Annotated in this window: 21 protein-coding genes, 1 tRNA gene and 2 rRNA genes; 11 read left to right on the forward strand and 13 right to left on the reverse strand. The window is 54.1% G+C overall.

Annotated features, from left to right (window positions below):
• Window positions 1-4: 4 nt before the first annotated feature.
• The 9 genes from atpH to asnC form a co-directional block, all read right to left on the reverse strand.
• On the reverse strand, window positions 5-538 hold the full coding sequence (gene atpH / locus AM329_RS18250; RefSeq protein ID WP_003862369.1) for a F0F1 ATP synthase subunit delta: 534 nt from the start codon (window positions 536-538) through the stop codon (window positions 5-7).
• Between the two features lie 14 nt (window positions 539-552).
• Window positions 553-1,023 carry a F0F1 ATP synthase subunit B gene (atpF, locus tag AM329_RS18255; protein ID WP_003862370.1) on the reverse strand — a complete coding sequence of 157 codons (471 nt, stop codon included), beginning with the start codon at window positions 1,021-1,023 and terminating at the stop codon, window positions 553-555.
• Window positions 1,024-1,071: 48 nt separating this feature from the next.
• Window positions 1,072-1,311, reverse strand: coding sequence for a F0F1 ATP synthase subunit C (gene atpE / locus AM329_RS18260; RefSeq protein WP_000429386.1), 240 nt, complete (start codon window positions 1,309-1,311; stop codon window positions 1,072-1,074).
• A gap of 49 nt (window positions 1,312-1,360) precedes the next feature.
• Complete coding sequence (gene atpB / locus AM329_RS18265) at window positions 1,361-2,176, reverse strand: F0F1 ATP synthase subunit A (RefSeq protein WP_003862373.1); 816 nt, start codon at window positions 2,174-2,176, stop codon at window positions 1,361-1,363.
• Window positions 2,177-2,184: 8 nt separating this feature from the next.
• Entirely contained in the window at window positions 2,185-2,565 is a 381-nt protein-coding gene (atpI, locus tag AM329_RS18270; protein WP_003862375.1) for a F0F1 ATP synthase subunit I, read from the reverse strand.
• A 616-nt stretch (window positions 2,566-3,181) separates the two neighbouring features.
• Window positions 3,182-3,805 (reverse strand): 16S rRNA (guanine(527)-N(7))-methyltransferase RsmG, encoded by a 624-nt coding sequence (gene rsmG / locus AM329_RS18275; RefSeq protein WP_003862377.1) that lies wholly within the window; start codon window positions 3,803-3,805, stop codon window positions 3,182-3,184.
• A 107-nt stretch (window positions 3,806-3,912) separates the two neighbouring features.
• The gene (mnmG, locus tag AM329_RS18280; protein ID WP_003862379.1) at window positions 3,913-5,802 is read right to left on the reverse strand and encodes a tRNA uridine-5-carboxymethylaminomethyl(34) synthesis enzyme MnmG; all 1,890 of its coding nucleotides are present in this window, start codon (window positions 5,800-5,802) and stop codon (window positions 3,913-3,915) included.
• Window positions 5,803-6,176: 374 nt separating this feature from the next.
• Window positions 6,177-6,626, reverse strand: a complete 450-nt coding sequence (gene mioC / locus AM329_RS18290; RefSeq protein ID WP_003862381.1) for an FMN-binding protein MioC — start codon at window positions 6,624-6,626, stop codon at window positions 6,177-6,179.
• Between the two features lie 90 nt (window positions 6,627-6,716).
• The gene (gene asnC, locus AM329_RS18295) at window positions 6,717-7,175 is read right to left on the reverse strand and encodes a transcriptional regulator AsnC (protein ID WP_003862383.1); all 459 of its coding nucleotides are present in this window, start codon (window positions 7,173-7,175) and stop codon (window positions 6,717-6,719) included.
• A gap of 151 nt (window positions 7,176-7,326) precedes the next feature.
• Between asnC and asnA the strand changes: the two genes are divergently transcribed.
• Window positions 7,327-8,319: an aspartate--ammonia ligase gene (gene asnA / locus AM329_RS18300; RefSeq protein WP_003862385.1), complete on the forward strand. Its 993-nt coding sequence runs from the start codon at window positions 7,327-7,329 to the stop codon at window positions 8,317-8,319.
• On the opposite strand, the gene viaA is transcribed toward asnA, so the two are convergent.
• Both viaA and ravA read right to left on the reverse strand, forming a co-directional pair.
• Window positions 8,320-9,771, reverse strand: coding sequence for an ATPase RavA stimulator ViaA (gene viaA / locus AM329_RS18305; RefSeq protein ID WP_032608131.1), 1,452 nt, complete (start codon window positions 9,769-9,771; stop codon window positions 8,320-8,322).
• Entirely contained in the window at window positions 9,765-11,261 is a 1,497-nt protein-coding gene (gene ravA, locus AM329_RS18310) for an ATPase RavA (protein WP_003862389.1), read from the reverse strand. The genes viaA and ravA overlap by 7 nt, the downstream gene beginning before the upstream one ends.
• A gap of 222 nt (window positions 11,262-11,483) precedes the next feature.
• Here ravA and kup point away from each other — a divergent pair, with 222 nt between their 5' ends.
• From kup to rbsR, 7 genes are all read left to right on the forward strand, one after another.
• Window positions 11,484-13,352: a low affinity potassium transporter Kup gene (kup, locus tag AM329_RS18315; RefSeq protein ID WP_003862390.1), complete on the forward strand. Its 1,869-nt coding sequence runs from the start codon at window positions 11,484-11,486 to the stop codon at window positions 13,350-13,352.
• Window positions 13,353-13,577: 225 nt separating this feature from the next.
• Window positions 13,578-13,997 (forward strand): D-ribose pyranase, encoded by a 420-nt coding sequence (gene rbsD, locus AM329_RS18320; protein ID WP_003862392.1) that lies wholly within the window; start codon window positions 13,578-13,580, stop codon window positions 13,995-13,997.
• A 7-nt stretch (window positions 13,998-14,004) separates the two neighbouring features.
• Window positions 14,005-15,510, forward strand: a complete 1,506-nt coding sequence (rbsA, locus tag AM329_RS18325) for a ribose ABC transporter ATP-binding protein RbsA (protein ID WP_003862393.1) — start codon at window positions 14,005-14,007, stop codon at window positions 15,508-15,510.
• A 4-nt stretch (window positions 15,511-15,514) separates the two neighbouring features.
• Entirely contained in the window at window positions 15,515-16,480 is a 966-nt protein-coding gene (gene rbsC / locus AM329_RS18330; RefSeq protein ID WP_023315066.1) for a ribose ABC transporter permease, read from the forward strand.
• A 27-nt stretch (window positions 16,481-16,507) separates the two neighbouring features.
• Window positions 16,508-17,398 (forward strand): ribose ABC transporter substrate-binding protein RbsB, encoded by an 891-nt coding sequence (rbsB, locus tag AM329_RS18335; RefSeq protein ID WP_003862397.1) that lies wholly within the window; start codon window positions 16,508-16,510, stop codon window positions 17,396-17,398.
• 108 nt (window positions 17,399-17,506) lie between these two features.
• Window positions 17,507-18,436: a ribokinase gene (rbsK, locus tag AM329_RS18340; protein WP_003862399.1), complete on the forward strand. Its 930-nt coding sequence runs from the start codon at window positions 17,507-17,509 to the stop codon at window positions 18,434-18,436.
• A gap of 3 nt (window positions 18,437-18,439) precedes the next feature.
• On the forward strand, window positions 18,440-19,432 hold the full coding sequence (rbsR, locus tag AM329_RS18345; protein WP_003862402.1) for a ribose operon transcriptional repressor RbsR: 993 nt from the start codon (window positions 18,440-18,442) through the stop codon (window positions 19,430-19,432).
• Here the strand turns inward: rbsR and mdtD are convergent.
• On the reverse strand, window positions 19,398-20,831 hold the full coding sequence (gene mdtD / locus AM329_RS18350) for a multidrug transporter subunit MdtD (protein WP_003862403.1): 1,434 nt from the start codon (window positions 20,829-20,831) through the stop codon (window positions 19,398-19,400). The genes rbsR and mdtD overlap by 35 nt on opposite strands.
• A complete protein-coding gene (locus tag AM329_RS18355; protein ID WP_003862405.1) occupies window positions 20,828-21,535 on the reverse strand; it encodes a FadR/GntR family transcriptional regulator in 708 nt (235 codons plus the stop codon). Before AM329_RS18355 ends, mdtD begins: the two co-directional genes overlap by 4 nt.
• Window positions 21,536-21,990: 455 nt before the next feature.
• On the opposite strand from AM329_RS18355, the gene AM329_RS18360 reads away from it, so the two are divergent.
• The 3 genes from AM329_RS18360 to AM329_RS18370 all read left to right on the forward strand — a co-directional run bounded on the left by AM329_RS18360 (window position 21,991) and on the right by AM329_RS18370 (window position 26,778).
• Window positions 21,991-23,532, forward strand: a 16S ribosomal RNA gene (locus AM329_RS18360).
• A gap of 84 nt (window positions 23,533-23,616) precedes the next feature.
• Window positions 23,617-23,692 (forward strand) — tRNA-Glu (locus AM329_RS18365).
• Between the two features lie 182 nt (window positions 23,693-23,874).
• Window positions 23,875-26,778, forward strand: a 23S ribosomal RNA gene (locus AM329_RS18370).
• The 16S and 23S rRNA genes sit together here with 1 tRNA gene alongside, the layout of an rRNA operon.
• Window positions 26,779-26,824 lie beyond the last annotated feature (46 nt).

Below are 26,824 nucleotides of genomic sequence, written 5' to 3' on the forward strand. Positions count from 1 at the left end.
CCCCTTAAGACTGCAAGACGTCTGCAAGGCGCTCAAGACGGCCGCGTACGCTGCCATCAATGACCATATCACCCGAGCGGATGATTACGCCTGCCATTACAGACTTATCGATTTTGCAATTCAGCTTAACTTTGCGTGACAGACGTTTTTCCATCGCGGCGGTGATTTTCGCAAGCTGTTCGTCACTCAGTTCAGTCGCGGAAGTTACTTCAACTTCAGCGGTAGCTTCACTAAGGGCACGTAAGTGCTCAAACTGCTCGAGAACATCCGGGAGCACACGGAGACGACCATTTTCTGCCATCACCTTAATCAGGTTCTGGCCGTTGGCATCCAGTTGCTCTCCGCACACGGCGATAAACGACGCGGCGAGAGTTTCAGGTGCTAACGCACCGGAAAGCAACTCGGCCATTTGTTCGTTTTTCGTCACCTCAGCGGCAAACGCCAGCATATTCTGCCAGCGATCGACATTTTGGTGTTCGACAGCAAAGTCAAAAGCTGCTTTGGCGTAGGGGCGAGCTACCGTAACAAATTCAGACATCAGCCCCTCCCTCCTTACAGTTCAGCGACAAGTTTGTCCACGATGTCGCTGTTAGCAGCTTCATCCACGGAACGTTCGATGATCTTCTCGGCGCCAGCAACAGCCAGAATCGCAACCTGCTTACGCAGTTCTTCACGAGCACGTTTACGCTCAGCTTCAATTTCAGCCTGAGCCTGTGTCACGATCTTAGTACGTTCCTGTTCTGCTTCAGCTTTGGCTTCGTCCAGGATCTGAGAACGGCGTTTGTTAGCCTGTTCAATGATTACCTGAGCTTCAGCTTTCGCTTTTTTCAGCTGGTCTGTCGCGTTGGCCTGTGCAAGGTCCAAATCTTTCTTAGCGCGTTCTGCGGAAGCCAGACCGTCAGCAATTTCTTTCTGACGTTTTTCGATGGCAGCCATTAAAGGCGGCCATACATACTTCATGCAGAACCAGACAAAGAGAATAAACGCGATGGCCTGGCCGAGGATTGTTGCGTTCATGTTCACAGCACAATACCTCTTAAATTTCTGTGGCTTGGGGTTTTAAAACAACTACTACGCGACAGCAAACATCACGTACAGACCCAGACCTACAGCGATCATTGGGATTGCATCCACCAGACCCATAACGATAAAGAACTGAGTACGCAGCAGAGGAATCAGATCAGGTTGACGCGCTGCGCCTTCCAGGAATTTGCCCCCGAGGATGCCGATACCGATCGCAGCACCGATAGCCGCCAGACCCATCATCACAGCGGCAGCCATGTACAGCAGATCCATATTCAGGTTTTCCATGACAGTCTCCAGTTTGTTTCAATTAAAACGTAGTAGTGTTGGTAAAAAATCAGTGCTCTTCAGACGCCATCGACAGATAGACGATCGTCAGAACCATGAAGATAAAGGCTTGCAGCGTAATGATCAGGATGTGGAAAATGGCCCATGGCACATTCAGAATCCACTGTGACCACCACGGCAGAAGACCCGCGATCAGAATGAAAATCAGCTCACCCGCATACATGTTGCCGAACAGTCGCAGACCCAGTGAAACAGGTTTGGACAGCAGGCTAACGCCTTCCAGAATCAGGTTGACCGGAATAAACGCCCAGTGGTTGAACGGCTGCAAGGTAAGCTCTTTCACAAAGCCGCTTACGCCTTTCATTTTGATGCTGTAGAACAGAATGAGGATAAATACGCCCAGCGCCATCGACAGGGTGATGTTCACGTCGGCAGACGGAACCACGCGCAGTGCAGGCAGGCCGAGTACGTGCTCACCGATCCAAGGTAAGAAATCGATAGGCAGGAGGTCCATCAGGTTCATCAGGAAGACCCAAACGAACACGGTCAGGGCCAGCGGAGCAATCAGTTTGCTCTTACCATGGTACATGTCTTTCACGCTGCCATGGACGAAGCCGATGATCATCTCGATGAACGTCTGGAATTTCCCTGGAACACCGCTGGTCGCCTTTTTAGCAACGCTACGGAACATGGCCAGGAACAGAAGACCCAAAACCACCGAGAAGAACATGGAGTCGATGTTGATCGTCCAGAAGGTGGCCGGGGGGTTATGTGGATCCACCAGCGAGAATGTACGCAGGTCCAGCTGAAGGTTATTCAGATGGTGACCTATGTAATCCTGCGGCGTCATATTTTCTGAAGCCATGATGCCTTTTACCCTTTGTTATTGATTACAGCTGGAGCCAGAACTTGTACCACCAGCACCAAAACCCACGTTGCTATCAGCGGCATGAATACCACTTTCAAAACCGCCAGCGCCATCACCAGTAGAGCAAAGGTCAGCAACACCTTACACACTTCGCCGAGAGCGAAGGACCAGGCCACGCGGCCTTTGGCAGGTGTATGCGCCTGATGACGCCAGGCAAAAATCATAAACAACACGTTTGGCAGAACCACCGCCAAACCTCCGCACGCGGCGGAGATGCCCCAGAAGGGGTCTTTGAGGCTAAACAGCAGTCCACTTGCTATCACAGCCAGAAACTGAATGAACAGAAGCTTACGAGCAACGTTTCTACTCAAGAGCGACACAGACATCACGTTTTTACTCCTGCTCCCTTCGAGGTATGCCGCGTGTCGTATAAAACGTCCTTTAAGGCTCAGAGTCAAGCATCAAAAAGCGGTCAAATTATACGGTGCGTACCCGTGATTTCAAACATTAAGTAGCGAAAAGGTGAATAAATGTTTAAATATTTTTCCCCAGTCCTATTTTTCAACTTTTGACCCAAGCGTTGACCTTCAGGCAAAACTGCAAACAGCGCGGAAACGTTGGTGATAAAGCGTGCACGAGATCACAAAATACACATTTGCGATAAAATGGTATTTATCAAAGACGTAAAACGATTAATTTCATCTGCATGAAATTAAAGCAAAAAAACCGCAACTATTTTTAAAACAGAGCCGTATACAACAAAAACCTTTTATTGACATTCTTAATAAATATTTAACATTCCATTCTTGTTGCTTTTACCCACTTTTAGCAGACTGATAATTTCATGGCTGACTATCCTCTGAGTGAACGAATCACGTCAGGTTAACCATAAGAAAATCCATGGTAACAACAAGGTTAAATTAACGACGACCAAATCAGACTGGATGTGCTGCTTTTTAACACGATCAGAACAGCACAAATTCCACATTTTTTATTAATTTTTTAAAAAGTGTTTGGCTTAATTATCACCAGATGACGCTCACCTTCGAGCTGAGGGATCTGGAGTTTCTCAATGGATTCGACAACAAAACCGTCCGGAAGCTGCTCGATTTCGTCCCCCGGAAGTTGCCCTTTCAGCGCATAAAAACGCCCCTTCTCCGCTGGCAGGTGTTTGCACCAGCTCACCATGTCATTGAGTGAGGCAAACGCGCGGCTGATAACACCGTCAAACGGTGGCTCTGCCGGGAACTCCTCTACCCTGCTCTGTACGGGCGTAATGTTTTCCAGCTTCAGCTCATGCTGAACCTGGCGTAAAAAGCGTACGCGCTTGCCCAGGCTGTCCAGCAGCGTGAAATGACTCTCCGGTCGAACAATAGACAACGGAACGCCCGGCAAGCCCGGACCGGTGCCCACATCGATAAAACGTTCACCGTTCAGATACGGCGCCACGACGATGCTATCGAGAATATGGCGAATCAGCATCTCGTTGGGATCGCGTACGGAGGTGAGGTTGTACGCTTTATTCCATTTGTTCAGCATATCGACATAGGCCACCAGCTGATTTTTCTGGTGATCGGTGAGCGAAATACCTGCCTGTTCCAGCAGACGAGAGAGTTTATTGAGCACGGTGGATACCTGTTGAGAAACTTAAGTGGCGGGTGGCGCTTCGCTAACCCGCCCTACGGGTTCAGTAGGCCCGGTAAGCGCAGCGCCACCGGGCTATTTACAGAGCATTACGCGCTACGGCGCAGCATGCCCTGCTTTTTCAGCCACACCAGCAGAATCGAAATCGCGGCAGGTGTGACGCCAGAGATACGTGAGGCCTGGCCAATCGACACAGGTTTGTGATCGTTCAGCTTAGCGATCACTTCGTTGGAAAGGCCCGTCACCTGACGGTAGTCCAGCATTTCCGGCAGCAGCGTGTTTTCGTTGCGCTGCTGTTTTTCGATCTCATCCTGCTGACGCGCGATGTAGCCTTCGTACTTCACCTGAATTTCGACCTGCTCGGCCGCTTCAGCGTCTTCAAGGCCCGGTGCGAACGCCGTCAGTTTGACCAGATTCTCGTAGGTGACTTCAGGACGGCGCAGCAGATCTTCCCCACTGGCTTCGCGCGACAGCGGTGCTGTTAAGTGAGCATTCACTTCAGCAGCAGTTTCCGCCTGCGGATTCACCCAGGTGGTTTTCAGGCGCTGACGTTCCTGTTCAATGCGTTCCAGCTTCTCGTTGAAGCGCGCCCAGCGCTCGTCATCCACCAGACCCAGCTCGCGGCCCACCTCGGTCAGACGCAGATCGGCATTGTCTTCGCGCAGCATCAGGCGATATTCCGCACGAGAAGTAAACATGCGGTACGGTTCTTTGGTCCCCAGCGTGCAGAGATCGTCGACCAGAACGCCCAGGTAAGCCTGAGAACGCGCCGGTGCCCAGCCCTCTTTCTCGGCAGAGAAGCGAGCGGCGTTCAGACCGGCCAGCAGCCCTTGCGCGGCAGCTTCTTCGTACCCGGTGGTGCCGTTAATCTGGCCTGCGAAGAACAGACCCTGGATGAATTTGCTTTCCAGCGTCGGCTTCAGGTCACGCGGATCGAAGAAATCGTACTCAATAGCGTAGCCAGGACGAACGATCTTCGCGTTTTCCATGCCCTGCATTGAACGCACAATCTGCATCTGCACGTCGAACGGCAGGCTGGTGGAGATGCCGTTCGGGTAAATTTCGTTAGAGGTCAGCCCTTCCGGTTCGAGGAAGATCTGGTGCTGATTACGATCGGCAAAGCGCATCACTTTGTCTTCGATCGACGGGCAATAACGCGGGCCGATCCCTTCGATCACACCAGCATACATTGGGCTGCGATCGAGATTATTGCGGATCACGTCATGGGTTTTTTCATTGGTGTGCGTGATGTAGCACGGCACCTGCTGCGGATGTTGCGCCGCATTGCCCATGAACGAGAACACCGGCATCGGGTTATCGCCGTGCTGCTGTGCCAGCACGCTGAAATCAATGGTGCGCGCATCAATACGCGGCGGCGTGCCGGTTTTCAGGCGGCTTACGCGCAGCGGCAGCTCACGCAGACGACGAGATAACGGAATTGACGGCGGATCGCCAGCACGACCACCGCTGTAATTGTCCAGACCAATATGGATTTTACCGTCCAGGAATGTCCCGACCGTCAGCACCACCGCTTTTGCGCGGAATTTGAGACCCATTTGGGTCACGGCGCCAACAACACGATCGTTCTCCACGATAAGATCTTCTACCGCCTGCTGGAAGATCATCAGGTTCGGTTGGTTTTCCAGCGCGGTGCGCACAGCCTGACGGTAAAGCACACGGTCTGCCTGTGCACGGGTGGCGCGAACAGCCGGACCTTTACTCGCGTTTAGTATCCTAAACTGGATGCCTGCATGATCGATCGCTTTCGCCATCAGGCCGCCAAGTGCATCCACTTCTTTTACCAGGTGTCCTTTCCCAATGCCGCCAATCGCCGGATTACAGGACATTTGTCCCAGCGTGTCGATATTGTGTGTCAAAAGCAGGGTCTGCTGACCCATTCGCGCTGCGGCCATTGCGGCCTCAGTGCCTGCGTGACCCCCGCCAATGATGATGACGTCAAAAGGATCCTGATAAAACATGGTGGTCTGCCTCGCGTAAAGCGGTATGAAAATGGATTGAAGCCCGGGCCGTGGATTCTACTCAACTTTAGTCTTTCGAGAAAGCATTGGGATCCTGGGCTATTAAAAAGAAGATCTTTCTATTTAGAGATCTGTTCTATTGTGATCTCTTATTAGGATCGCAGACCTTTGTGGATAAGTCCGATCCCATAAATAAGATCATGCGGTTAGGAAGGATCGTTTGCTGTGAATGATCGGTGATCCTGGACCGTATAAGCTGGGATCAGATCGCCACTTTATACACAGGTCAAAAACTAAACCAACATTGTTATTTGGATAACTACGGCTTAATACGAGCTTTTAACCAGAGTTATCCACATCTGTTCGCACGATCTTTAATCGTTTTTGAGTAAATTTTTCCATTCCGCGAGCCAGATCTCGGCTGGATCTTCGGGAATATCATGATCGAGGATATTGATCTTCAGCGTTTCACCCAGCTGTTTTGCTCCGCAGGCGGTCACCGCAGCTTCTACTTTCTCTATGGCGCCACAGAAAGTGTCATATTCACGGCTACCTATCCCCACAGCGCCAAACCGGACGTTTGACAGATCGGGCTGTTGTTCCAGCAGTTCGTCATATAAAGGTTGCAGGTTATCTGGCAGATCGCCCGCGCCGTGCGTGGAGGTGATCAGCAGCCAGACCCCGTCAGTCGGGAGATCTTCCAGCAGCGGTCCATGCAGCGTTTGTGTAGAAAAGCCCGCGTCTTCCAGCTTCTCAGCCAGATGTTCCGCTACATATTCCGCACCGCCCAGGGTGCTGCCGCTGATAAGAGTAATGTCCGCCATTGATCGCTCGCTCAGATAAAGAGGCGGCCATTGTACGCTGTGAACGAGCTGGGATCTACCTGTGGAAAATGTGGGAATGAAATTGCCCGATCACGGGCGGATAGTACGCATGATCGGGTTTTGCAGGGAGATCAGGGTTTCAGTGGACTGAATTTCATCGATTGTTTGGATCTTGTTTATAAGTACCTGCTGGAGGGCGTCAATGGATCGGCACATGACCTTTATAAAGATGCTGTAGTGCCCGGTGGTGTAGTACGCCTCAGTGACTTCATCCAGCGCGTTCAGTTTCTCCAGCGCGGAGGGGTAATCTTTGGCGCTTTTCAGAATAATGCCAATGAAGCAGCAGACGTCGTAGCCGAGTTGCTTCGGGCTGACATCAATGCGTGCGCCGGTGATGATCCCGGCCTGCTTCATTTTCTCTACGCGAACGTGAATGGTCCCCGGGCTGACGCCAAATTGTTTCGCCAGTTCGGCATACGCGGTGCGTGCGTTGGCCATGAGCGCTTCCAGAATGCCGCGGTCCAGATTGTCGATCTGATAATTTTCCATAGGTTTTTCTTATGAAGATTAATGATTCCTTCTATTCTAGCGTCTTATTTTAACGAATCAAAAGTGAAGGAGGCTTTTTGTTGATGAGTTATTGAATTAAGCGCCTGTTCTGTTGCTTAATCAGTATCAACAGGACGCAGGAGTATAAATAATGAAAACCGCTTACATCGCAAAACAACGCCAGATCAGTTTCGTTAAATCCCATTTTTCCCGCCAGCTGGAAGAGAAGCTTGGCCTTATTGAAGTTCAGGCGCCGATTCTGAGCCGCGTGGGTGACGGGACGCAGGATAACTTGTCTGGTTGCGAAAAAGCGGTACAGGTAAAAGTAAAAACACTGCCAGACGCTCAGTTCGAAGTGGTTCATTCCCTGGCGAAGTGGAAGCGTCAAACCCTGGGACAACACGACTTCAGTGCGGGCGAAGGGCTTTACACGCATATGAAAGCCCTTCGCCCCGATGAAGACCGCCTCTCCCCCATTCACTCTGTCTACGTTGACCAGTGGGACTGGGAGCGCGTAATGGGTGACGGCGAGCGCCACGTTGGCACGCTGAAGTCTACCGTTGAGGCGATCTACGCCGGGATCAAAGCGACCGAAGCGGCCGTAAGCAAAGAGTTTGGTCTGGCACCGTTCCTGCCGGAAACGATCCACTTTGTTCACAGTCAGGAATTGCTGAGCCGTTTCCCGGATCTGGATGCCAAAGGCCGTGAACGCGCCATTGCCAAAGAGCTTGGCGCGGTATTCCTGATCGGCATTGGCGGAAAATTGTCTGATGGTAAACGTCACGACGTCCGTGCGCCGGATTACGATGACTGGAGCACAGTGGGCGAAAGCGAATATGCCGGTCTGAACGGCGATATTCTGGTCTGGAACCCGGTTCTGGAAGATGCGTTTGAACTCTCTTCAATGGGGATCCGCGTGGATGCTGAAGCACTGAAGCGTCAGCTGGCCGTGACCGGTGATGAGGATCGTCTGCAACTGGAATGGCACCAGGCGCTGCTGCGCGGTGAAATGCCGCAGACCATCGGCGGTGGTATTGGCCAGTCTCGTCTGACCATGCTGCTGTTGCAACTGTCCCATATCGGTCAGGTGCAGTGTGGGGTCTGGCCGCAGCAGGTACGTGAGAGCGTCGGTTCTCTTCTTTAATTAACGTCGCCAGCGTCTGAGCAGGCGGCTACGCAACCCGGTATCAAAGCGCCAGATATGATCGAAGATGCGCATGATGCCGGGTTTTCCATGTGCAGACATCGCCACGGCATGGAAACGGTGCTGGTGCACGCGCTGCATCTCCTTCACTTTATTCACGACGTCGTCCGGCAGCCGCTGGGCAATAAAATCGGAAATCACCACCGCATCCGCGTCGTACCAGTCACCGCCCTGCATGCGCTCAATGATACTGCGAAAACAGCTGGCCAGATCGGTGCCGCCGCGAAAGCGCTGGCTTAAAAAGCGGATCGCCTGCTCCAGCCCCTGCGGGCTGGTCAGTTCATACCCCACCACTTCGCTGGAAAAGAGCATGATGTAGCAGCGACGACGATCGGCGAGCGCCACGCGCATCAGGGCCAGGCAGAACGCTTTTGCGCACTGTTCATTAAAGCCCCCCATCGATCCGGACGTATCGACGCAAACAATGAATGGGCCGCGCGGTTGCTCATCAAAATCCTGGTGCACCACCGGACGCTGGCTGATCTTCTCGCGCCAGGCTTCGCCATGCAGTCGATAGGTAATGAGCTGTTTTTCCACCAGCCGACGATAAAACTCATACTCCAGTTCGGTCATTCCCAGCGTGCTGAGTTCCGTTGGCAGCAGGCGCAGGATGTCATCGCTTTGCTGTAGCCCGTCCACCTGCTCCGGTACGGTGGAGGGTTCGCGTACCAGCGTTCGGAAGGTCTCCATCGGCGCATCTTTCTTTGGGACCGACCGGGCCTCCCGGGAGCGGCCGAGCTGTTCTGCGAGCTTCATCAGCTCCGGCTGTTGCGCCAGAAAGTCGCCGTACTTCACGATCAGCTGATAATCGCCCCGCTTTAACTGGCCGGCACTCATATCCCAGAGTCGACCAGCGGCGTTTTCATTCTCCACCAGCACCGGTTCTAACTGGCCGCTCAGGGTCATTCGCTCCTGGACCTCACTGAGCAACTGTTCGCGCTCTTCGTCCAGCAACTGCTGATTGAGGGCCGTGGCCTGGACCACAAGGCTCAGTCGCCAGCGCTGTAAAAACAGCGTATGCAGGGCGGGAGTGAAGCTGGGGTTGTCCGTGACCAGCGCTCTGGCCTGGCTGGCAAACGGGGAGTGAACGTTATCAAGCAGCGTCAGAGTTTGCTGTAGCTGGGCAATAAACTGCGGCGTTGAAAGCCGCTGGCACTGCTGGTAACCAGCCACTTCCTCTGTCAGTTCCGGCGGGACTTCCGTCTCCTTAAACCGCTGGCGCAGGTTATCGCGCCAGCGGGGAAGATCGTCCGTCATTGCTTTTCGAAGCTTCGGGAATTTTTCAAAGAAGGCCGCCAGCTGCGGTGAAGCGAGCAGGGTAATGACGACCTCTTCGATCAACCCTTCCTCGCTAACCGCCAGCATGACGTTAAGCGTGTCCAGCGTTAGCATTGACGCGCCTGTTTAATCTGCGCGCTGACATCCTGCAAGCTGGCTTCAATGCGACCTAACCAGTCGCTATGGATAAAGAGGCATTTCTGCTGCTCGCTGAAGCGGGTGTGCTGCTGATGCCATTCGTTATCCAGCGCGTCGAGCTGCTGTTTGATCTCCTCCGGCACAGTGTCGGAGGCCGTGCCCGGCAGAGCCAGGCGCGATCCCTGAAGGCTGACGTCGCGGATCACAAGGTGCTGGCTGCTGTCGACTTCCATCGACAACGGCTGTGCAAAGCCGATACCGTTGAGTTTACCGCGGATCTCACCGCCCTTATCCAGCCACTGAACCAGCGCAACGCGTTCGATAGTCACATGCACAACCTGCATATCATGAAGCTTCAGCGGCTGCTGAAGAAGAAGCGTGAGCGAGGCGTCAGTCAGCCCGGCTGGCAGTTCGTAGTGCGGTTTACGGGCAAACATCCCGCCAAGACGGTTCACCTTCAGCGCGGTTTTGTCACTTTGCTGCTGCTGGAGCTGAAGGCGACGTTGAGCAATCGCCCCCAGTTGATTAAGCATGGATTGCTGACCCCACGCGTGTCCGGTCATCAAAACGTCCAGCTGCTGCTGCATCAGATTCATCCCTTCTGCGTCGTGCCACAGGCAGTCTTTCAGCAGGATCAGATCGATGGGAGCGACAGCATCGCGGCCGCTAAACAGCGCGCTTGCCTGGAGCAGGCGAATTGCTTTTTTCCAGCGACGATCGGAGACGTACGGCGCGGAGGGCAGTAAATCAAGCTGCTGGCGCAGCATGAAGATCAGCTCAAAAACGGGATCGGGCAGTTTTATCTTGCCGATCTCCTCCTGCCACTGGTGGTATTCCTCGTCCGTGACCTGCAATGACGCTGCCACCGGATTTTCGTTTTCATCCTGCTGGCTTACCAGCATAGAACGGAAGTTTGATTTATCCTGGACTTTATCCAGCCACAGGCGGATCAACATACGGTCATACAGCGCTTCCAGGCTGCTGTCGGCTTCGGGCAGTTCGTTTGACGCGGCCACCAGCAGGCGCATGGGGATCTTCTCTTCGCTGGCGCCGTTGCGGAATCGGCGTTCGTTAATTGCCGTCAGCAGGGTATTCAGAATGGCCGGGCCGGCTTTCCAGATCTCATCAAGAAAGACGATTTCCGCTTCCGGGAGATAGCCCGCCGTCAGACGTTCATAGCGTCCCTCATCTTTTAGCGCCTGAATGGAGAGTGGGCCGAAAACTTCTTCCGGCGTGGAGAAGCGCGTCATCAAATACTCGAATGCGCGCGCGTTCTGGAAAGCGAATTTGAGGCGGCGTGCGATCAGACTTTTGGCAATGCCCGGCGGCCCCAGCAGAAACACGCTTTCCCCGCTCAGCGCCGCCAGTAAACAGAGGCGAATGGCGTGGCTACGCTCGTAAAGGCCTTTTTCCAGCGCACTGCTGAGGCGGGAAATTCTTTCTGCTAATAAATGTGAGTGAGCCATAATAGTTTTGCATCCTTTCGCCGTCGTGGCGGCTAATTGAAGCGAGTATAGACGTTTCGGTCTGGCCTGGTAATAGGCTGAAGTGCGGCGCTATTTTCTTTGCGCTACATTAATGTGGCTGCATTTAGGGGTACGATTTTGCATTGAATCGTGCATACTGTGCGCTTTTTGTGGGCCAAGGGACTAAGCACACATTTGTTATTCAAACGAAAAGACTAGTCTATGAGCACTGATAATAAGCAATCATTACCCGCAGTAACGCTTGCGGCGATCGGGGTTGTCTACGGTGATATCGGCACCAGCCCGCTTTATACGCTTCGTGAATGTCTGTCCGGTCAGTTTGGTTTTGGTGTAGAGCGTGACGCCGTATTTGGTTTCCTCTCGCTCATCTTCTGGCTGCTGATCCTGGTGGTCTCCCTTAAGTATCTCTCTTTCGTTATGCGGGCTGATAACGCGGGCGAGGGCGGTATTCTGACCCTGATGTCCCTTGCCGGGCGCAATACGTCTGCAAGAATGACCTCCGTGCTGGTCATCATTGGCCTGATTGGCGGCAGCTTCTTCTATGGAGAAGTCGTGATTACGCCGGCGATTTCGGTAATGTCGGCCATAGAGGGGCTGGAGATTGTCGCGCCACAGCTTGATACGTGGGTGGTGCCACTCGCTATTATCGTGCTGACGTTACTGTTTGCTATACAAAAACACGGTACCGGGCTGGTGGGTAAGCTGTTCGCGCCTATTATGCTGGCCTGGTTCCTGATCCTGGCGGCGCTGGGCTTACGCAGTATTATCGCCAACCCGGATGTCCTGCACGCGCTGAACCCATTGTGGGCGGTGCATTTCTTCCTGGAATATAAAGTGGTGTCGTTTGTGGCGCTGGGCGCGGTGGTACTTTCCATTACCGGTGTTGAAGCGCTGTATGCGGATATGGGCCACTTCGGGAAACTCCCTATTCGCGTCGCATGGTTTAGCGTGGTCTTGCCTTCACTGGTGCTGAATTACTTCGGTCAGGGCGCGCTGCTGCTTGCACACCCTGAAGCGATTAAAAACCCGTTCTTCCTGCTGGCGCCGGACTGGGCGCTGGTTCCGATGCTGATCCTGGCGACGCTGGCGACGGTCATTGCCTCTCAGGCTGTCATTTCCGGCGTATTCTCCCTGACGCGTCAGGCCGTGCGGTTGGGTTATCTCTCCCCAATGCGCATTATCCATACCTCAGAGATGGAGTCTGGCCAGATCTACATTCCGTTCGTCAACTGGCTGCTCTACTTCGCGGTGGTGATTGTCATCGTCAGCTTTGAGCACTCCAGTAATCTGGCGGCGGCGTACGGTATCGCGGTAACCGGAACGATGGTGTTGACCTCTATTCTCTCCACCACCGTGGCGTACCGTAACTGGCACTGGAATAAGTTCCTCGTGGGGCTGATCCTGGTTGGCTTCCTCTGTATCGACGTGCCGCTGTTTTCTGCGAATCTCGACAAGATTGTCTCCGGTGGCTGGCTGCCGCTGACGCTGGGTCTGGTGATGTTTATTGTGATGACGACGTGGAAGAGCGAACGTTTCCGCCTGCTGCGTCGTATGCATGAGCACGGTAACTCTCTGGAGGCGATGATTGCCTCGCTGGAGAAATCCCCACCGGTGCGCGTGCCGGGCACGGCGGTGTATATGTCTCGCGCGCTGAACGTAATCCCGTTTGCGCTGATGCATAACCTCAAGCACAACAAAGTGCTGCACGAGCGCGTGATCCTGCTGACGCTGCGTACTGAAGATGCGCCGTACGTTCACAACGTGCGTCGCGTACAGATTGAACAGCTGTCGCCAACCTTCTGGCGCGTGGTGGCAAGCTACGGCTGGCGCGAAACGCCGAACGTGGAAGAGGTGTTCCACCGCTGCGGTCTGGAAGGCCTGAGTTGCCGCATGATGGAGACGTCGTTCTTTATGTCCCACGAGTCGCTGATCATCGGCAAGCGCCCATGGTATCTGCGCCTGCGCGGCAAGCTGTATCTCATTCTGCAACGTAACGCCCTGCGTGCGCCTGACCAGTTTGAGATCCCGCCTAATCGCGTGATTGAGCTGGGCACGCAGGTCGAGATTTAAGACTCCGTGCGGGCTGATGCCCTCACCCCGACCCTCTCCCACAGGGAGAGGGCGCAACCATAAAATACGGTAACCTGACGGTTACCGTTTTGCATTTACCTCCTCTGCATTTCACTTAGCGAAACGTTTCGACGTTGATCACAAATCCGTTACGTCATGATGGTTTTCTGAACACTTCTGCGGCTACACTGTTTTTAGCGAAACGTTTCGCTAGTGGAGCAAAAAATGAAGAAAGGCACAGTACTCAACTCAGAAATCTCATCGGTGATTTCCCGTCTTGGGCATACCGATACGCTGGTGGTTTGCGATGCAGGCTTACCGGTTCCGCGCAGCACAACCCGTATCGATATGGCGTTAACGCAGGGCGTGCCCTCGTTCATGCAGGTACTGGAAGTGGTCACCGCGGAGATGCAGGTTGAGGCGGCCATTCTCGCGGCGGAAATCAAACAACATAATCCGCAACTCCACGAAACGTTGCTCAGCCACATTGAGCAACTGCAACAGCACCAGGGAAACACCATAGAAATTCGTTACACAACGCACGAGCAGTTCAAACAACAAACCGCAGACAGTCAGGCGGTGATTCGCAGCGGGGAGTGTTCCCCGTATGCGAATATCATTCTCTGTGCTGGCGTCACCTTCTGAGGCCATCATGGACGCATTACTGCAACTCAAAGGGATCGATAAATCGTTCCCGGGCGTAAAAGCCCTCTCCGGCGCGGCGCTGAACGTCTATTCCGGGCGCGTCATGGCGCTGGTGGGCGAAAACGGCGCCGGCAAATCCACCATGATGAAAGTGCTGACCGGTATCTACCAACGCGATGCCGGTTCGCTGCTGTGGCTGGGTAAAGAGACCACCTTCAACGGCCCTAAATCCTCTCAGGAAGCGGGCATCGGCATCATCCACCAGGAGCTGAACCTGATCCCGCAGCTCACCATTGCGGAGAACATCTTCCTCGGCCGTGAGTTCGTGAACCGGTTTGGCAAAATCGACTGGAAAACCATGTATGCCGAAGCGGACAAACTGCTGGCGAAGCTGAATCTGCGCTTTAAGAGCGACCGACTGGTGGGCGACCTTTCCATCGGCGATCAGCAGATGGTGGAAATCGCGAAGGTGCTGAGCTTCGAGTCGAAGGTCATCATTATGGATGAACCGACCGACGCCCTGACCGATACCGAAACCGAATCCTTGTTCCGCGTGATCCGTGAGCTGAAATCCCAGGGCCGCGGCATTGTCTATATCTCACACCGCATGAAAGAGATCTTCGAAATCTGCGACGACGTCACCGTCTTTCGCGACGGGCAGTTTATTGCCGAGCGCGAAGTAGCAACCCTGACCGAAGATTCGCTGATCGAAATGATGGTGGGACGTAAGCTCGAAGATCAGTATCCACATCTGGAGAAAGCGCCGGGTGAGATCCGCCTGAAGGTGGATAACCTCTGCGGACCGGGCGTGAATGACGTCTCCTTTACCCTGCGCAAGGGCGAGATCCTTGGCGTCGCGGGCCTGATGGGGGCGGGGCGTACTGAACTGATGAAAGTGCTCTATGGCGCACTGCCGCGCACCAGCGGCTACGTTACCCTTGACGGTCATGAAGTGGTCACCCGCTCGCCGCAGGACGGGCTGGCGAATGGCATCGTCTATATCTCTGAAGACCGTAAGCGCGACGGCTTAGTGCTGGGCATGTCGGTAAAAGAGAACATGTCCCTGACTGCGCTAGGCTATTTCAGCCGCAGCGGCGGCAGCCTGAAACACAAAGATGAGCAGCAGGCGGTCAGCGATTTTATCCGTCTCTTTAACGTTAAAACCCCATCGATGGAGCAGGCGATTGGCCTGTTGTCCGGCGGTAATCAGCAGAAAGTGGCGATTGCCCGCGGGTTGATGACGCGCCCGAAAGTACTGATCCTCGATGAGCCCACCCGCGGCGTGGACGTGGGCGCGAAAAAAGAGATCTATCAGCTGATTAACCAGTTCAAGGCCGACGGTCTGAGCATCATTCTGGTCTCTTCCGAGATGCCAGAAGTATTGGGCATGAGCGATCGCATTATCGTCATGCATGAAGGGCATCTCGGCGGTGAATTCACTCGCGAGCAGGCCACCCAGGAAGTTCTGATGGCTGCCGCTGTGGGCAAGCTTAATCGCGTGAATCAGGAGTAAGAAGATGACTACCCAGGCTGTTTCTGGTCGCCGCTATTTCACAAAGACGTGGCTGATGGAACAAAAATCGCTGATTGCCCTGCTGGTGCTGATCGCGATTGTCTCGACCATGAGCCCGAACTTTTTTACCGTCAATAACCTGTTCAACATTCTTCAGCAGACCTCTGTCAACGCCATTATGGCGGTGGGGATGACGCTGGTGATTTTGACCTCGGGTATCGATCTGTCCGTCGGTTCCCTGCTGGCCCTCACCGGCGCGATCGCCGCGTCGATTGTCGGTATTGAGGTCAACGCGCTGGTGGCCGTTGCCGCTGCGCTGGCGGCAGGTGCGGCAATTGGCGCCGTAACCGGCGTAATTGTGGCGAAAGGTCGCGTTCAGGCGTTCATCGCCACGCTGGTGATGATGCTGCTGCTGCGCGGTGTGACCATGGTGTACACCAACGGCAGCCCGATTAATACCGGCTTTACCGATAACGCCGATCTGTTTGGCTGGTTCGGTATCGGTCGCCCGCTGGGTGTCCCGACCCCGGTCTGGATCATGGCTATCGTTTTCCTGGCGGCGTGGTACATGCTGCACCATACCCGTCTGGGTCGTTATATATATGCGCTGGGCGGTAACGAAGCGGCAACGCGCCTGTCCGGTATCAGCGTTAATAAAGTCAAAATTATCGTTTACTCCCTGTGCGGCCTGCTGGCGTCTCTGGCGGGCATCATCGAAGTGGCGCGCCTCTCTTCCGCACAGCCAACGGCGGGTACGGGCTATGAGCTGGATGCCATCGCGGCAGTGGTTCTGGGCGGTACGAGCCTTGCGGGCGGTAAAGGTCGCATTGTTGGGACATTGATCGGCGCACTGATCCTCGGTTTCCTGAATAATGGTTTGAATTTGTTAGGTGTTTCCTCCTATTACCAGATGATCGTTAAGGCAGTGGTGATTTTGCTGGCGGTACTGGTAGACAACAAAAAACAGTAACTGACGACACTACAGGACATCTTAGATATGAACATGAAAAAACTGGCTACCCTGGTTTCTGCTGTCGCGCTGAGCGCAACCGTAAGTGCTAACGCCATGGCGAAGGACACCATCGCGCTGGTTGTCTCTACCCTGAACAACCCGTTCTTCGTCTCCCTGAAGGATGGCGCGCAGAAAGAAGCAGATAAACTGGGCTACAACCTGGTGGTGCTGGATTCTCAGAACAACCCGGCGAAAGAGCTGGCTAACGTTCAGGACTTAACCGTTCGTGGCACCAAAATCCTGCTGATCAACCCAACCGATTCCGACGCGGTCGGTAATGCCGTGAAGATGGCAAACCAGGCGAAGATCCCGGTAATCACCCTTGACCGTCAGGCAACGAAAGGGGATGTGGTCAGCCACATTGCGTCTGATAACGTACTGGGCGGAAAAATCGCCGGCGACTACATCGCGAAGAAAGCCGGTGAAGGCGCGAAAGTGATTGAGTTGCAGGGTATCGCCGGGACTTCCGCGGCCCGTGAACGTGGTGAAGGTTTCCAGCAGGCTGTAGCGGCGCACAAATTCAACGTGCTGGCGAGCCAGCCGGCAGACTTCGACCGTACAAAGGGTCTGAACGTCATGCAGAACCTGCTGACCGCGCATCCTGATGTGCAGGCCGTATTCGCACAGAACGACGAAATGGCGCTCGGTGCGCTGCGTGCGCTCCAGACTGCGGGTAAATCAGATGTGATGGTTGTCGGATTTGACGGCACGCCGGATGGTGAAAAAGCAGTAAATGATGGCAAACTGGCTGCGACCATCGCTCAGCTGCCTGAGCAGATTGGCGCGACTGGCGTGCAAACTGCCGATAAAGTGCTGAAGGGCGAAAAAGTTCAGGCCAAATATCCTGTTGACCTGAAACTGGTCATTAAGCAGTGAAGGCGATTCAGGCAGTCGCTGGCTGCCTGAGGGACACCAAATAAAAGAAAAGTGTGGCATACGCCACCGGGTAATACCGGTGGCGCTCTCAGATGGACACCTCAATACATGAAAACCGCAGGCAACCTCGTCGTCCTTGGCAGTATCAATGCCGATCACATTCTTAACCTTGAAACGTTCCCCACTCCGGGCGAAACCGTCACCGGCAATCAGTATCAGGTGGCGTTCGGCGGTAAGGGCGCAAACCAGGCGGTTGCCGCCGGACGCAGCGGGGCGAATATCGCGTTTATCGCCTGTACGGGTGATGACGATACCGGCGAGCGCGTACGCAAACAGCTCGCAAGCGACAACATCGACATCGCACCCGTCAGCGTGGTTGCAGGGGAATCTACCGGCGTGGCGCTGATTTTCGTCAATGCGGAAGGTGAGAATGTCATCGGTATTCATGCGGGGGCTAATGCCGCGTTAACGACTGAACGCGTCGAAGCGCAGCGTGGAATCATCGCCGGAGCGGAAGCCCTGCTGATGCAGCTGGAGTCACCGGTTGAAAGCGTGCTGGCCGCTGCGAAAATTGCGCATGAAAATCATACCTCTGTCGTACTTAACCCGGCACCTGCCCGTGTATTATCAGACGAGCTGCTGGCGCTGGTGGATATTATCACCCCGAACGAAACCGAAGCGGAAAAGCTGACGGGTATCCGTGTCGAAAATGATGACGATGCAGCGCGTGCCGCGCTTGCGCTGCATGATAAAGGCATCGGCACCGTGATCATCACCCTCGGCAGCCGTGGGGTGTGGGCTAGCGTCAATGGCGAAGGTCGTCGCGTGCCGGGCTTTAAGGTCAAAGCCATTGATACCATCGCCGCAGGAGACACCTTCAACGGTGCGCTGGTAACGGCGCTGCTGGAAGGAAAAGCAATGGATGACGCGATCCGCTTCGCGCATGCCGCCGCTGCGATCGCGGTGACGCGTAAAGGCGCTCAGCCTTCTGTTCCATGGCGTAAAGAGATTGATGAATTCTTAAGTCAGCAGGGGTAACGCTTGGCCACAATGAAAGATGTCGCCCGTATGGCGGGCGTTTCTACCTCGACTGTTTCCCACGTTATCAATAACGATCGCTTCGTCAGCGAGGCGATTCGGGAGAAAGTTGACGCTGCAATTAAAGAACTCAACTATGCGCCGTCCGCGCTGGCGCGCAGCCTGAAGCTTAACCAGACGCGCACCATCGGCATGCTGATCACGGCCAGTACCAATCCTTTCTATTCTGAACTGGTGCGCGGCGTGGAGCGCAGCTGCTTCGAGCGCGGCTACAGCCTGGTGCTGTGCAATACCGAAGGCGATGAGCAGCGCATGAACCGTAACCTGGAAACGCTGATGCAAAAACGCGTCGACGGGCTGCTGCTGCTCTGTACCGAAACGCATCAACCTTCGAAAGAGATCATCCAGCGCTACCCTTCTATTCCCACGGTGATGATGGACTGGGCGCCGTTCGACGGCACCAGCGATCTGATCCAGGATAACTCGCTGCTGGGCGGCGATATGGCGACTCAGCATCTGATCGATAAAGGTCATACCCGCATTGCCTGTATTACCGGCCCGCTGGATAAAACCCCGGCGCGCTTGCGTCTGGAAGGCTATCTTTCGGCCATGGAACGTGCGGGGCTTGCCATTCCTGATGGCTATCGCATCACCGGCGATTTCGAATTTAACGGTGGATTTGAAGCAATGCAGAAACTGCTGGCGCAAGAGCCGCGCCCGCAGGCGGTGTTTATCGGTAATGATGCGATGGCATTCGGAGCTTATCAGGCGCTTTATCAGGCGGGATTACGTGTCCCGGACGACATGGCGATCGTCGGTTACGATGATATCGAACTGGCGCGCTACATGACGCCGCCGCTGACCACCATCCATCAGCCGAAAGATGAACTGGGCGAGCTGGCCATCGATGTGTTGATCCACCGCATGGCCCAGCCCACGCTGCAACAGCAACGTTTGCAGCTTACTCCTGTTCTGATGGAACGCGGTTCGGTTTAGCCTTCTCTTTGTGACGCTCTTTAATCAGGTTCCGGCCGTCTTTTGGTTTTAACAACATAAAGACCACCGCCGATACCACGGTAAGCGCGCCCATGGTGATAAAGGTATAGTGGAACTGCTCAACGGTATTAGTACCGTCAAACCCTTCATAAAACCGCAGTACCGCCGCGCTTACGGCAACCCCGAGGCTGATCGACAGCTGTTGAGTGACCGCCAGTACGCTGTTGCCGCTGCTGGCATTCTCGTCGGTGAGGTCCGCAAGGGTGATGGTGTTCATCGACGTAAACTGCGTCGACATGGCCATACCCAGCACAAACAGCGGCAGGATCAGCATCCAGATTGGTAACGCCGCAGATTGCAGAGAGAACTGCGCAATCATCAATCCGATAAAGATCGTCACGCCAACCAGCGTCTTACGATAGCCAAACCAGCGCAGCACCTGCGTGACCGTCGATTTTGCCAGAATCGAGCCCATCGCCGTGGGCGCCATCATGCAGCCAGCAATCAGGGCCGGATAGCCGAAACCGACCTGGAGCATCAGCGGCATCAGGAACGGTACGCAGCCCGTGCCCAGACGCGAGGCAATATTGCCCGCGATCCCGACGGAAAACGTTCGGGTGTTAAACAGAGATAAAGAGATAAGCGGTGTCGGATGGCGACGCGCATGACGTATATATAGAAGGAACAGCAGAATCCCGCTAAGGATGACGGCCAGCGCCAGCCACGTCGCTACGATTTTCTCGCCAAACAGCTCCATCCCGCTGGAGAACAGGACCAGGCTCAGGCCAAACAGGAAGAAGCCGCCCATATCGAAGCTGCGTCTTGGCGTGGTGAAGTTCGGCATATATTTACGGGCATAAATCAGCCCTGCCACACCAATCGGAATATTAATCAGGAAGATCCAGTGCCAGCTTGCCCAGGTCACCAGTACGCCACCGAGAACCGGGCCAAGTATCGGGCCGACAAGCCCCGGCATAGTCACAAAGTTGAGCACCGGGAGCAGTTCGCTGCGCGGATAGGCGCGCAATAACGCCAGACGCGCGACGGGCATCATCATCGCGCCGCCTATCCCCTGTAGAACGCGGAAGATAACCAGTTCCGTCAAAGAGGTGGAGAGGGCGCAAGCCAGAGAACCGAGGGTGAACAACGTCACCGCCAGCATGAATACTTTACGCGTGCCGAAACGATCGGCCAGCCAGCCGCTGACCGGAATAAGCATCGCCACCGTCAGGGTGTAGCTGATGATGGCGGATTGCATCGCCAGCGGGGAGCGGTTAAGGCTTTGGGCTATGGCGGGAAGGGCGGTATTGAGGATAGTGGCATCAAGTGCCTGCATAAAGAACGCCATGGCTGCAATCCACGGCAATCCGGCCATACTGCGTGCTTTTTTCTCTGTCATTTATTTACCTGCTGGTGGGTTGGCGCGGCCAGCAACGCCTGGCACGCACTCAGGGCTCGCTGCCCGTCGCTCTCCTGAATGGCATCGACTATCGCCTGATGCAGATCCAGCTTCACCACCTCATCCTGTGTGATAGAGGTAAAGTAAGTGTGGTACACAGAATGGAATAAAGAAGCAAAGGAGGTCAGGAAAGGATTTCCGCTCATATTATAGATATGTTCATGCCAGGCCATATCGACCGCTATCCAGCGCTCGCGGTTAAAGTGCTTTTTCAGATCCACCATCTCTTCCATCAAAGTATTGAGCTGCGCTTTTTGCTCTGCTGTGCCGAGCGTGGCGGCAAGCAGACAGGCCTGAGGTTCAAGACTGCTGCGCATGACCAGAAAGTGATCGACGACCTGATTAAAGTTATCTTCGGTCATCCACCAGGTGAGCAACTCCTGATCGAGAAAGTTCCAGTTTCCCTGAGGCATAACGCGGGTGCCAATGCGCGGGCGTGGAAGCACCATCCCTTTCGCCGTTAATGTTTTTACCGCTTCGCGAACGGCTGTACGGCTAACGCCAAACTGATCTCCCAGCTCCATCTCGCTGGGCAGGATGCTACCTGGAGCATATTTACCCGCTAAGATCAGCTGCGCCAGTTTCTCTGCCAGCACATAGGACAGGTTTTTTTGAGCTGCCAGCTGTTGTGCGCTTAATGGCATCGCTTTTATTCCTTAGATATTGATGCGGCTAATTATGCCATCTCAGGTGTGATTGTGGTTGCAGATACATCAAATAGAACAATTTGTAGCTGGATCTCATCGCTTTTGGTGAAAAAAAACACGGTCAGAAATTTTTTTTAAATTTCCTCTTGTCACTTCAGAAGAACTCCCTATAATGCGCCTCCACTGACACGGAACAACGGCACACACGCCGCCGGGTCAGCAGAGAAAAGCAAAACAAACGCTTGACTCTGAAGCGGGAAAGCGTAATATGCACACCCCGCGCCGCAGCGAAAACGAAGCGGCACTGCTCTTTAACAATTTATCAGACAATCTGTGTGGGCACTCAAAGTGACATGGATTCTTAATGTCCTCGGACACTAAATGAATACCAAGTCTCAACGAGTGAACACGTAATTCATTACGAAGTTTAATTCATTGAGCATCAAACTTTTAAATTGAAGAGTTTGATCATGGCTCAGATTGAACGCTGGCGGCAGGCCTAACACATGCAAGTCGAACGGTAACAGGAAGCAGCTTGCTGCTTCGCTGACGAGTGGCGGACGGGTGAGTAATGTCTGGGAAACTGCCTGATGGAGGGGGATAACTACTGGAAACGGTAGCTAATACCGCATAACGTCGCAAGACCAAAGAGGGGGACCTTCGGGCCTCTTGCCATCGGATGTGCCCAGATGGGATTAGCTAGTAGGTGGGGTAACGGCTCACCTAGGCGACGATCCCTAGCTGGTCTGAGAGGATGACCAGCCACACTGGAACTGAGACACGGTCCAGACTCCTACGGGAGGCAGCAGTGGGGAATATTGCACAATGGGCGCAAGCCTGATGCAGCCATGCCGCGTGTATGAAGAAGGCCTTCGGGTTGTAAAGTACTTTCAGCGGGGAGGAAGGTGTTGAGGTTAATAACCTCAGCAATTGACGTTACCCGCAGAAGAAGCACCGGCTAACTCCGTGCCAGCAGCCGCGGTAATACGGAGGGTGCAAGCGTTAATCGGAATTACTGGGCGTAAAGCGCACGCAGGCGGTCTGTCAAGTCGGATGTGAAATCCCCGGGCTCAACCTGGGAACTGCATTCGAAACTGGCAGGCTAGAGTCTTGTAGAGGGGGGTAGAATTCCAGGTGTAGCGGTGAAATGCGTAGAGATCTGGAGGAATACCGGTGGCGAAGGCGGCCCCCTGGACAAAGACTGACGCTCAGGTGCGAAAGCGTGGGGAGCAAACAGGATTAGATACCCTGGTAGTCCACGCCGTAAACGATGTCGACTTGGAGGTTGTGCCCTTGAGGCGTGGCTTCCGGAGCTAACGCGTTAAGTCGACCGCCTGGGGAGTACGGCCGCAAGGTTAAAACTCAAATGAATTGACGGGGGCCCGCACAAGCGGTGGAGCATGTGGTTTAATTCGATGCAACGCGAAGAACCTTACCTACTCTTGACATCCAGAGAACTTAGCAGAGATGCTTTGGTGCCTTCGGGAACTCTGAGACAGGTGCTGCATGGCTGTCGTCAGCTCGTGTTGTGAAATGTTGGGTTAAGTCCCGCAACGAGCGCAACCCTTATCCTTTGTTGCCAGCGGTTAGGCCGGGAACTCAAAGGAGACTGCCAGTGATAAACTGGAGGAAGGTGGGGATGACGTCAAGTCATCATGGCCCTTACGAGTAGGGCTACACACGTGCTACAATGGCGCATACAAAGAGAAGCGACCTCGCGAGAGCAAGCGGACCTCATAAAGTGCGTCGTAGTCCGGATTGGAGTCTGCAACTCGACTCCATGAAGTCGGAATCGCTAGTAATCGTGGATCAGAATGCCACGGTGAATACGTTCCCGGGCCTTGTACACACCGCCCGTCACACCATGGGAGTGGGTTGCAAAAGAAGTAGGTAGCTTAACCTTCGGGAGGGCGCTTACCACTTTGTGATTCATGACTGGGGTGAAGTCGTAACAAGGTAACCGTAGGGGAACCTGCGGTTGGATCACCTCCTTACCTTAAAGAACCTGCCTTTGTAGTGTCCACACAGATTGTCTGATGAAAAGTAAATAGCAAGGCGTCTTGCGATTGAGACTGTACGTCCCCTTCGTCTAGAGGCCCAGGACACCGCCCTTTCACGGCGGTAACAGGGGTTCGAATCCCCTAGGGGACGCCACTTGCTGGTTCGTGAGTGAAAGTCACCTGCCGTCATATCTCAAAACTGACTTGCGAGTCACGTTTGAGATATTTGCTCTTTAAAAATCTGGATCAAGCTGAAAATTGAAACGACACACAGCTCATGTGTGTTCGAGTCTCTCAAATTTTCGCAATCAGAAGTGAAACATCTTCGGGTTGTGAGGTTAAGCGACTAAGCGTACACGGTGGATGCCCTGGCAGTCAGAGGCGATGAAGGACGTGCTAATCTGCGAAAAGCGCCGGCGAGGTGATATGAACCCTTGACCCGGCGATGTCCGAATGGGGAAACCCAGTGTGTTCCGACACACTATCGTTAACTGAATACATAGGTTAACGAGGCGAACCGGGGGAACTGAAACATCTAAGTACCCCGAGGAAAAGAAATCAACCGAGATTCCCCCAGTAGCGGCGAGCGAACGGGGAGCAGCCCGGAGTCTGAATCAGCTTGTGTGTTAGTGGAACGGTCTGGAAAGTCCGACGGTACAGGGTGATAGTCCCGTACACGAAAATGCACATGCTGTGAACTCGAAGAGTAGGGCGGGACACGTGGTATCCTGTCTGAATATGGGGGGACCATCCTCCAAGGCTAAATACTCCTGACTGACCGATAGTGAACCAGTACCGTGAGGGAAAGGCGAAAAGAACCCCGGCGAGGGGAGTGAAAAAGAACCTGAAACCGTGTACGTACAAGCAGTGGGAGCACCTTCGGGTGTGACTGCGTACCTTTTGTATAATGGGTCAGCGACTTATATTCTGTAGCAAGGTTAACCGTATAGGGGAGCCGAAGGGAAACCGAGTCTTAACTGGGCGTTAAGTTGCAGGGTATAGACCCGAAACCCGGTGATCTAGCCATGGGCAGGTTGAAGGTTGGGTAACACTAACTGGAGGACCGAACCGACTAATGTTGAAAAATTAGCGGATGACCTGTGGCTGGGGGTGAAAGGCCAATCAAACCGGGAGATAGCTGGTTCTCCCCGAAAGCTATTTAGGTAGCGCCTCGTGAACTCATCTTCGGGGGTAGAGCACTGTTTCGGCTAGGGGGCCATCCCGGCTTACCAACCCGATGCAAACTACGAATACCGAAGAATGTTATCACGGGAGACACACGGCGGGTGCTAACGTCCGTCGTGAAGAGGGAAACAACCCAGACCGCCAGCTAAGGTCCCAAAGTCATGGTTAAGTGGGAAACGATGTGGGAAGGCACAGACAGCCAGGATGTTGGCTTAGAAGCAGCCATCATTTAAAGAAAGCGTAATAGCTCACTGGTCGAGTCGGCCTGCGCGGAAGATGTAACGGGGCTAAACCATGCACCGAAGCTGCGGCAGCGACACTATGTGTTGTTGGGTAGGGGAGCGTTCTGTAAGCCGTTGAAGGTGTGCTGTGAGGCATGCTGGAGGTATCAGAAGTGCGAATGCTGACATAAGTAACGATAAAGCGGGTGAAAAGCCCGCTCGCCGGAAGACCAAGGGTTCCTGTCCAACGTTAATCGGGGCAGGGTGAGTCGACCCCTAAGGCGAGGCCGAAAGGCGTAGTCGATGGGAAACAGGTTAATATTCCTGTACTTGGTGTTACTGCGAAGGGGGGACGGAGAAGGCTATGTCAGCCGGGCGACGGTTGTCCCGGTTTAAGCATGTAGGCGGAGGTTCCAGGTAAATCCGGTACCTTGTTAACGCTGAGGTGTGATGACGAGGCACTACGGTGCTGAAGTGATAAATGCCCTGCTTCCAGGAAAAGCCTCTAAGCATCAGGTAACACGAAATCGTACCCCAAACCGACACAGGTGGTCAGGTAGAGAATACCAAGGCGCTTGAGAGAACTCGGGTGAAGGAACTAGGCAAAATGGTGCCGTAACTTCGGGAGAAGGCACGCTGATATGTAGGTGAAGTCCCTGCGGACGGAGCTGAAATCAGTCGAAGATACCAGCTGGCTGCAACTGTTTATTAAAAACACAGCACTGTGCAAACACGAAAGTGGACGTATACGGTGTGACGCCTGCCCGGTGCCGGAAGGTTAATTGATGGGGTTAGCGGCAACGCGAAGCTCTTGATCGAAGCCCCGGTAAACGGCGGCCGTAACTATAACGGTCCTAAGGTAGCGAAATTCCTTGTCGGGTAAGTTCCGACCTGCACGAATGGCGTAATGATGGCCAGGCTGTCTCCACCCGAGACTCAGTGAAATTGAACTCGCTGTGAAGATGCAGTGTACCCGCGGCAAGACGGAAAGACCCCGTGAACCTTTACTATAGCTTGACACTGAACACTGGTCCTTGATGTGTAGGATAGGTGGGAGGCTTTGAAGCGTGGACGCCAGTCTGCGTGGAGCCGCCCTTGAAATACCACCCTTTAATGGCTGGTGTTCTAACGTAGACCCGTGATCCGGGTTGCGGACAGTGTCTGGTGGGTAGTTTGACTGGGGCGGTCTCCTCCCAAAGAGTAACGGAGGAGCACGAAGGTTGGCTAATCCTGGTCGGACATCAGGAGGTTAGTGCAATGGCATAAGCCAGCTTGACTGCGAGCGTGACGGCGCGAGCAGGTGCGAAAGCAGGTCATAGTGATCCGGTGGTTCTGAATGGAAGGGCCATCGCTCAACGGATAAAAGGTACTCCGGGGATAACAGGCTGATACCGCCCAAGAGTTCATATCGACGGCGGTGTTTGGCACCTCGATGTCGGCTCATCACATCCTGGGGCTGAAGTAGGTCCCAAGGGTATGGCTGTTCGCCATTTAAAGTGGTACGCGAGCTGGGTTTAGAACGTCGTGAGACAGTTCGGTCCCTATCTGCCGTGGGCGCTGGAGAATTGAGGGGGGCTGCTCCTAGTACGAGAGGACCGGAGTGGACGCATCACTGGTGTTCGGGTTGTCATGCCAATGGCACTGCCCGGTAGCTAAATGCGGAAGAGATAAGTGCTGAAAGCATCTAAGCACGAAACTTGCCCCGAGATGAGTTCTCCCTGAGACCTTGAGTCTCCTGAAGGAACGTTGAAGACGACGACGTTGATAGGTCGGGTGTGTAAGCGCAGCGATGCGTTGAGCTAACCGATACTAATGAACCGTGAGGCTTAACCTTACAACGCCGAAGATGTTTTGGCGAACGAGAGACAGACACGATTTTC

Source organism: Enterobacter cloacae complex sp. AR_0002 (assembly GCF_001922365.1).
Taxonomy (GTDB): Bacteria; Pseudomonadota; Gammaproteobacteria; order Enterobacterales; family Enterobacteriaceae; genus Enterobacter; species Enterobacter hormaechei_C.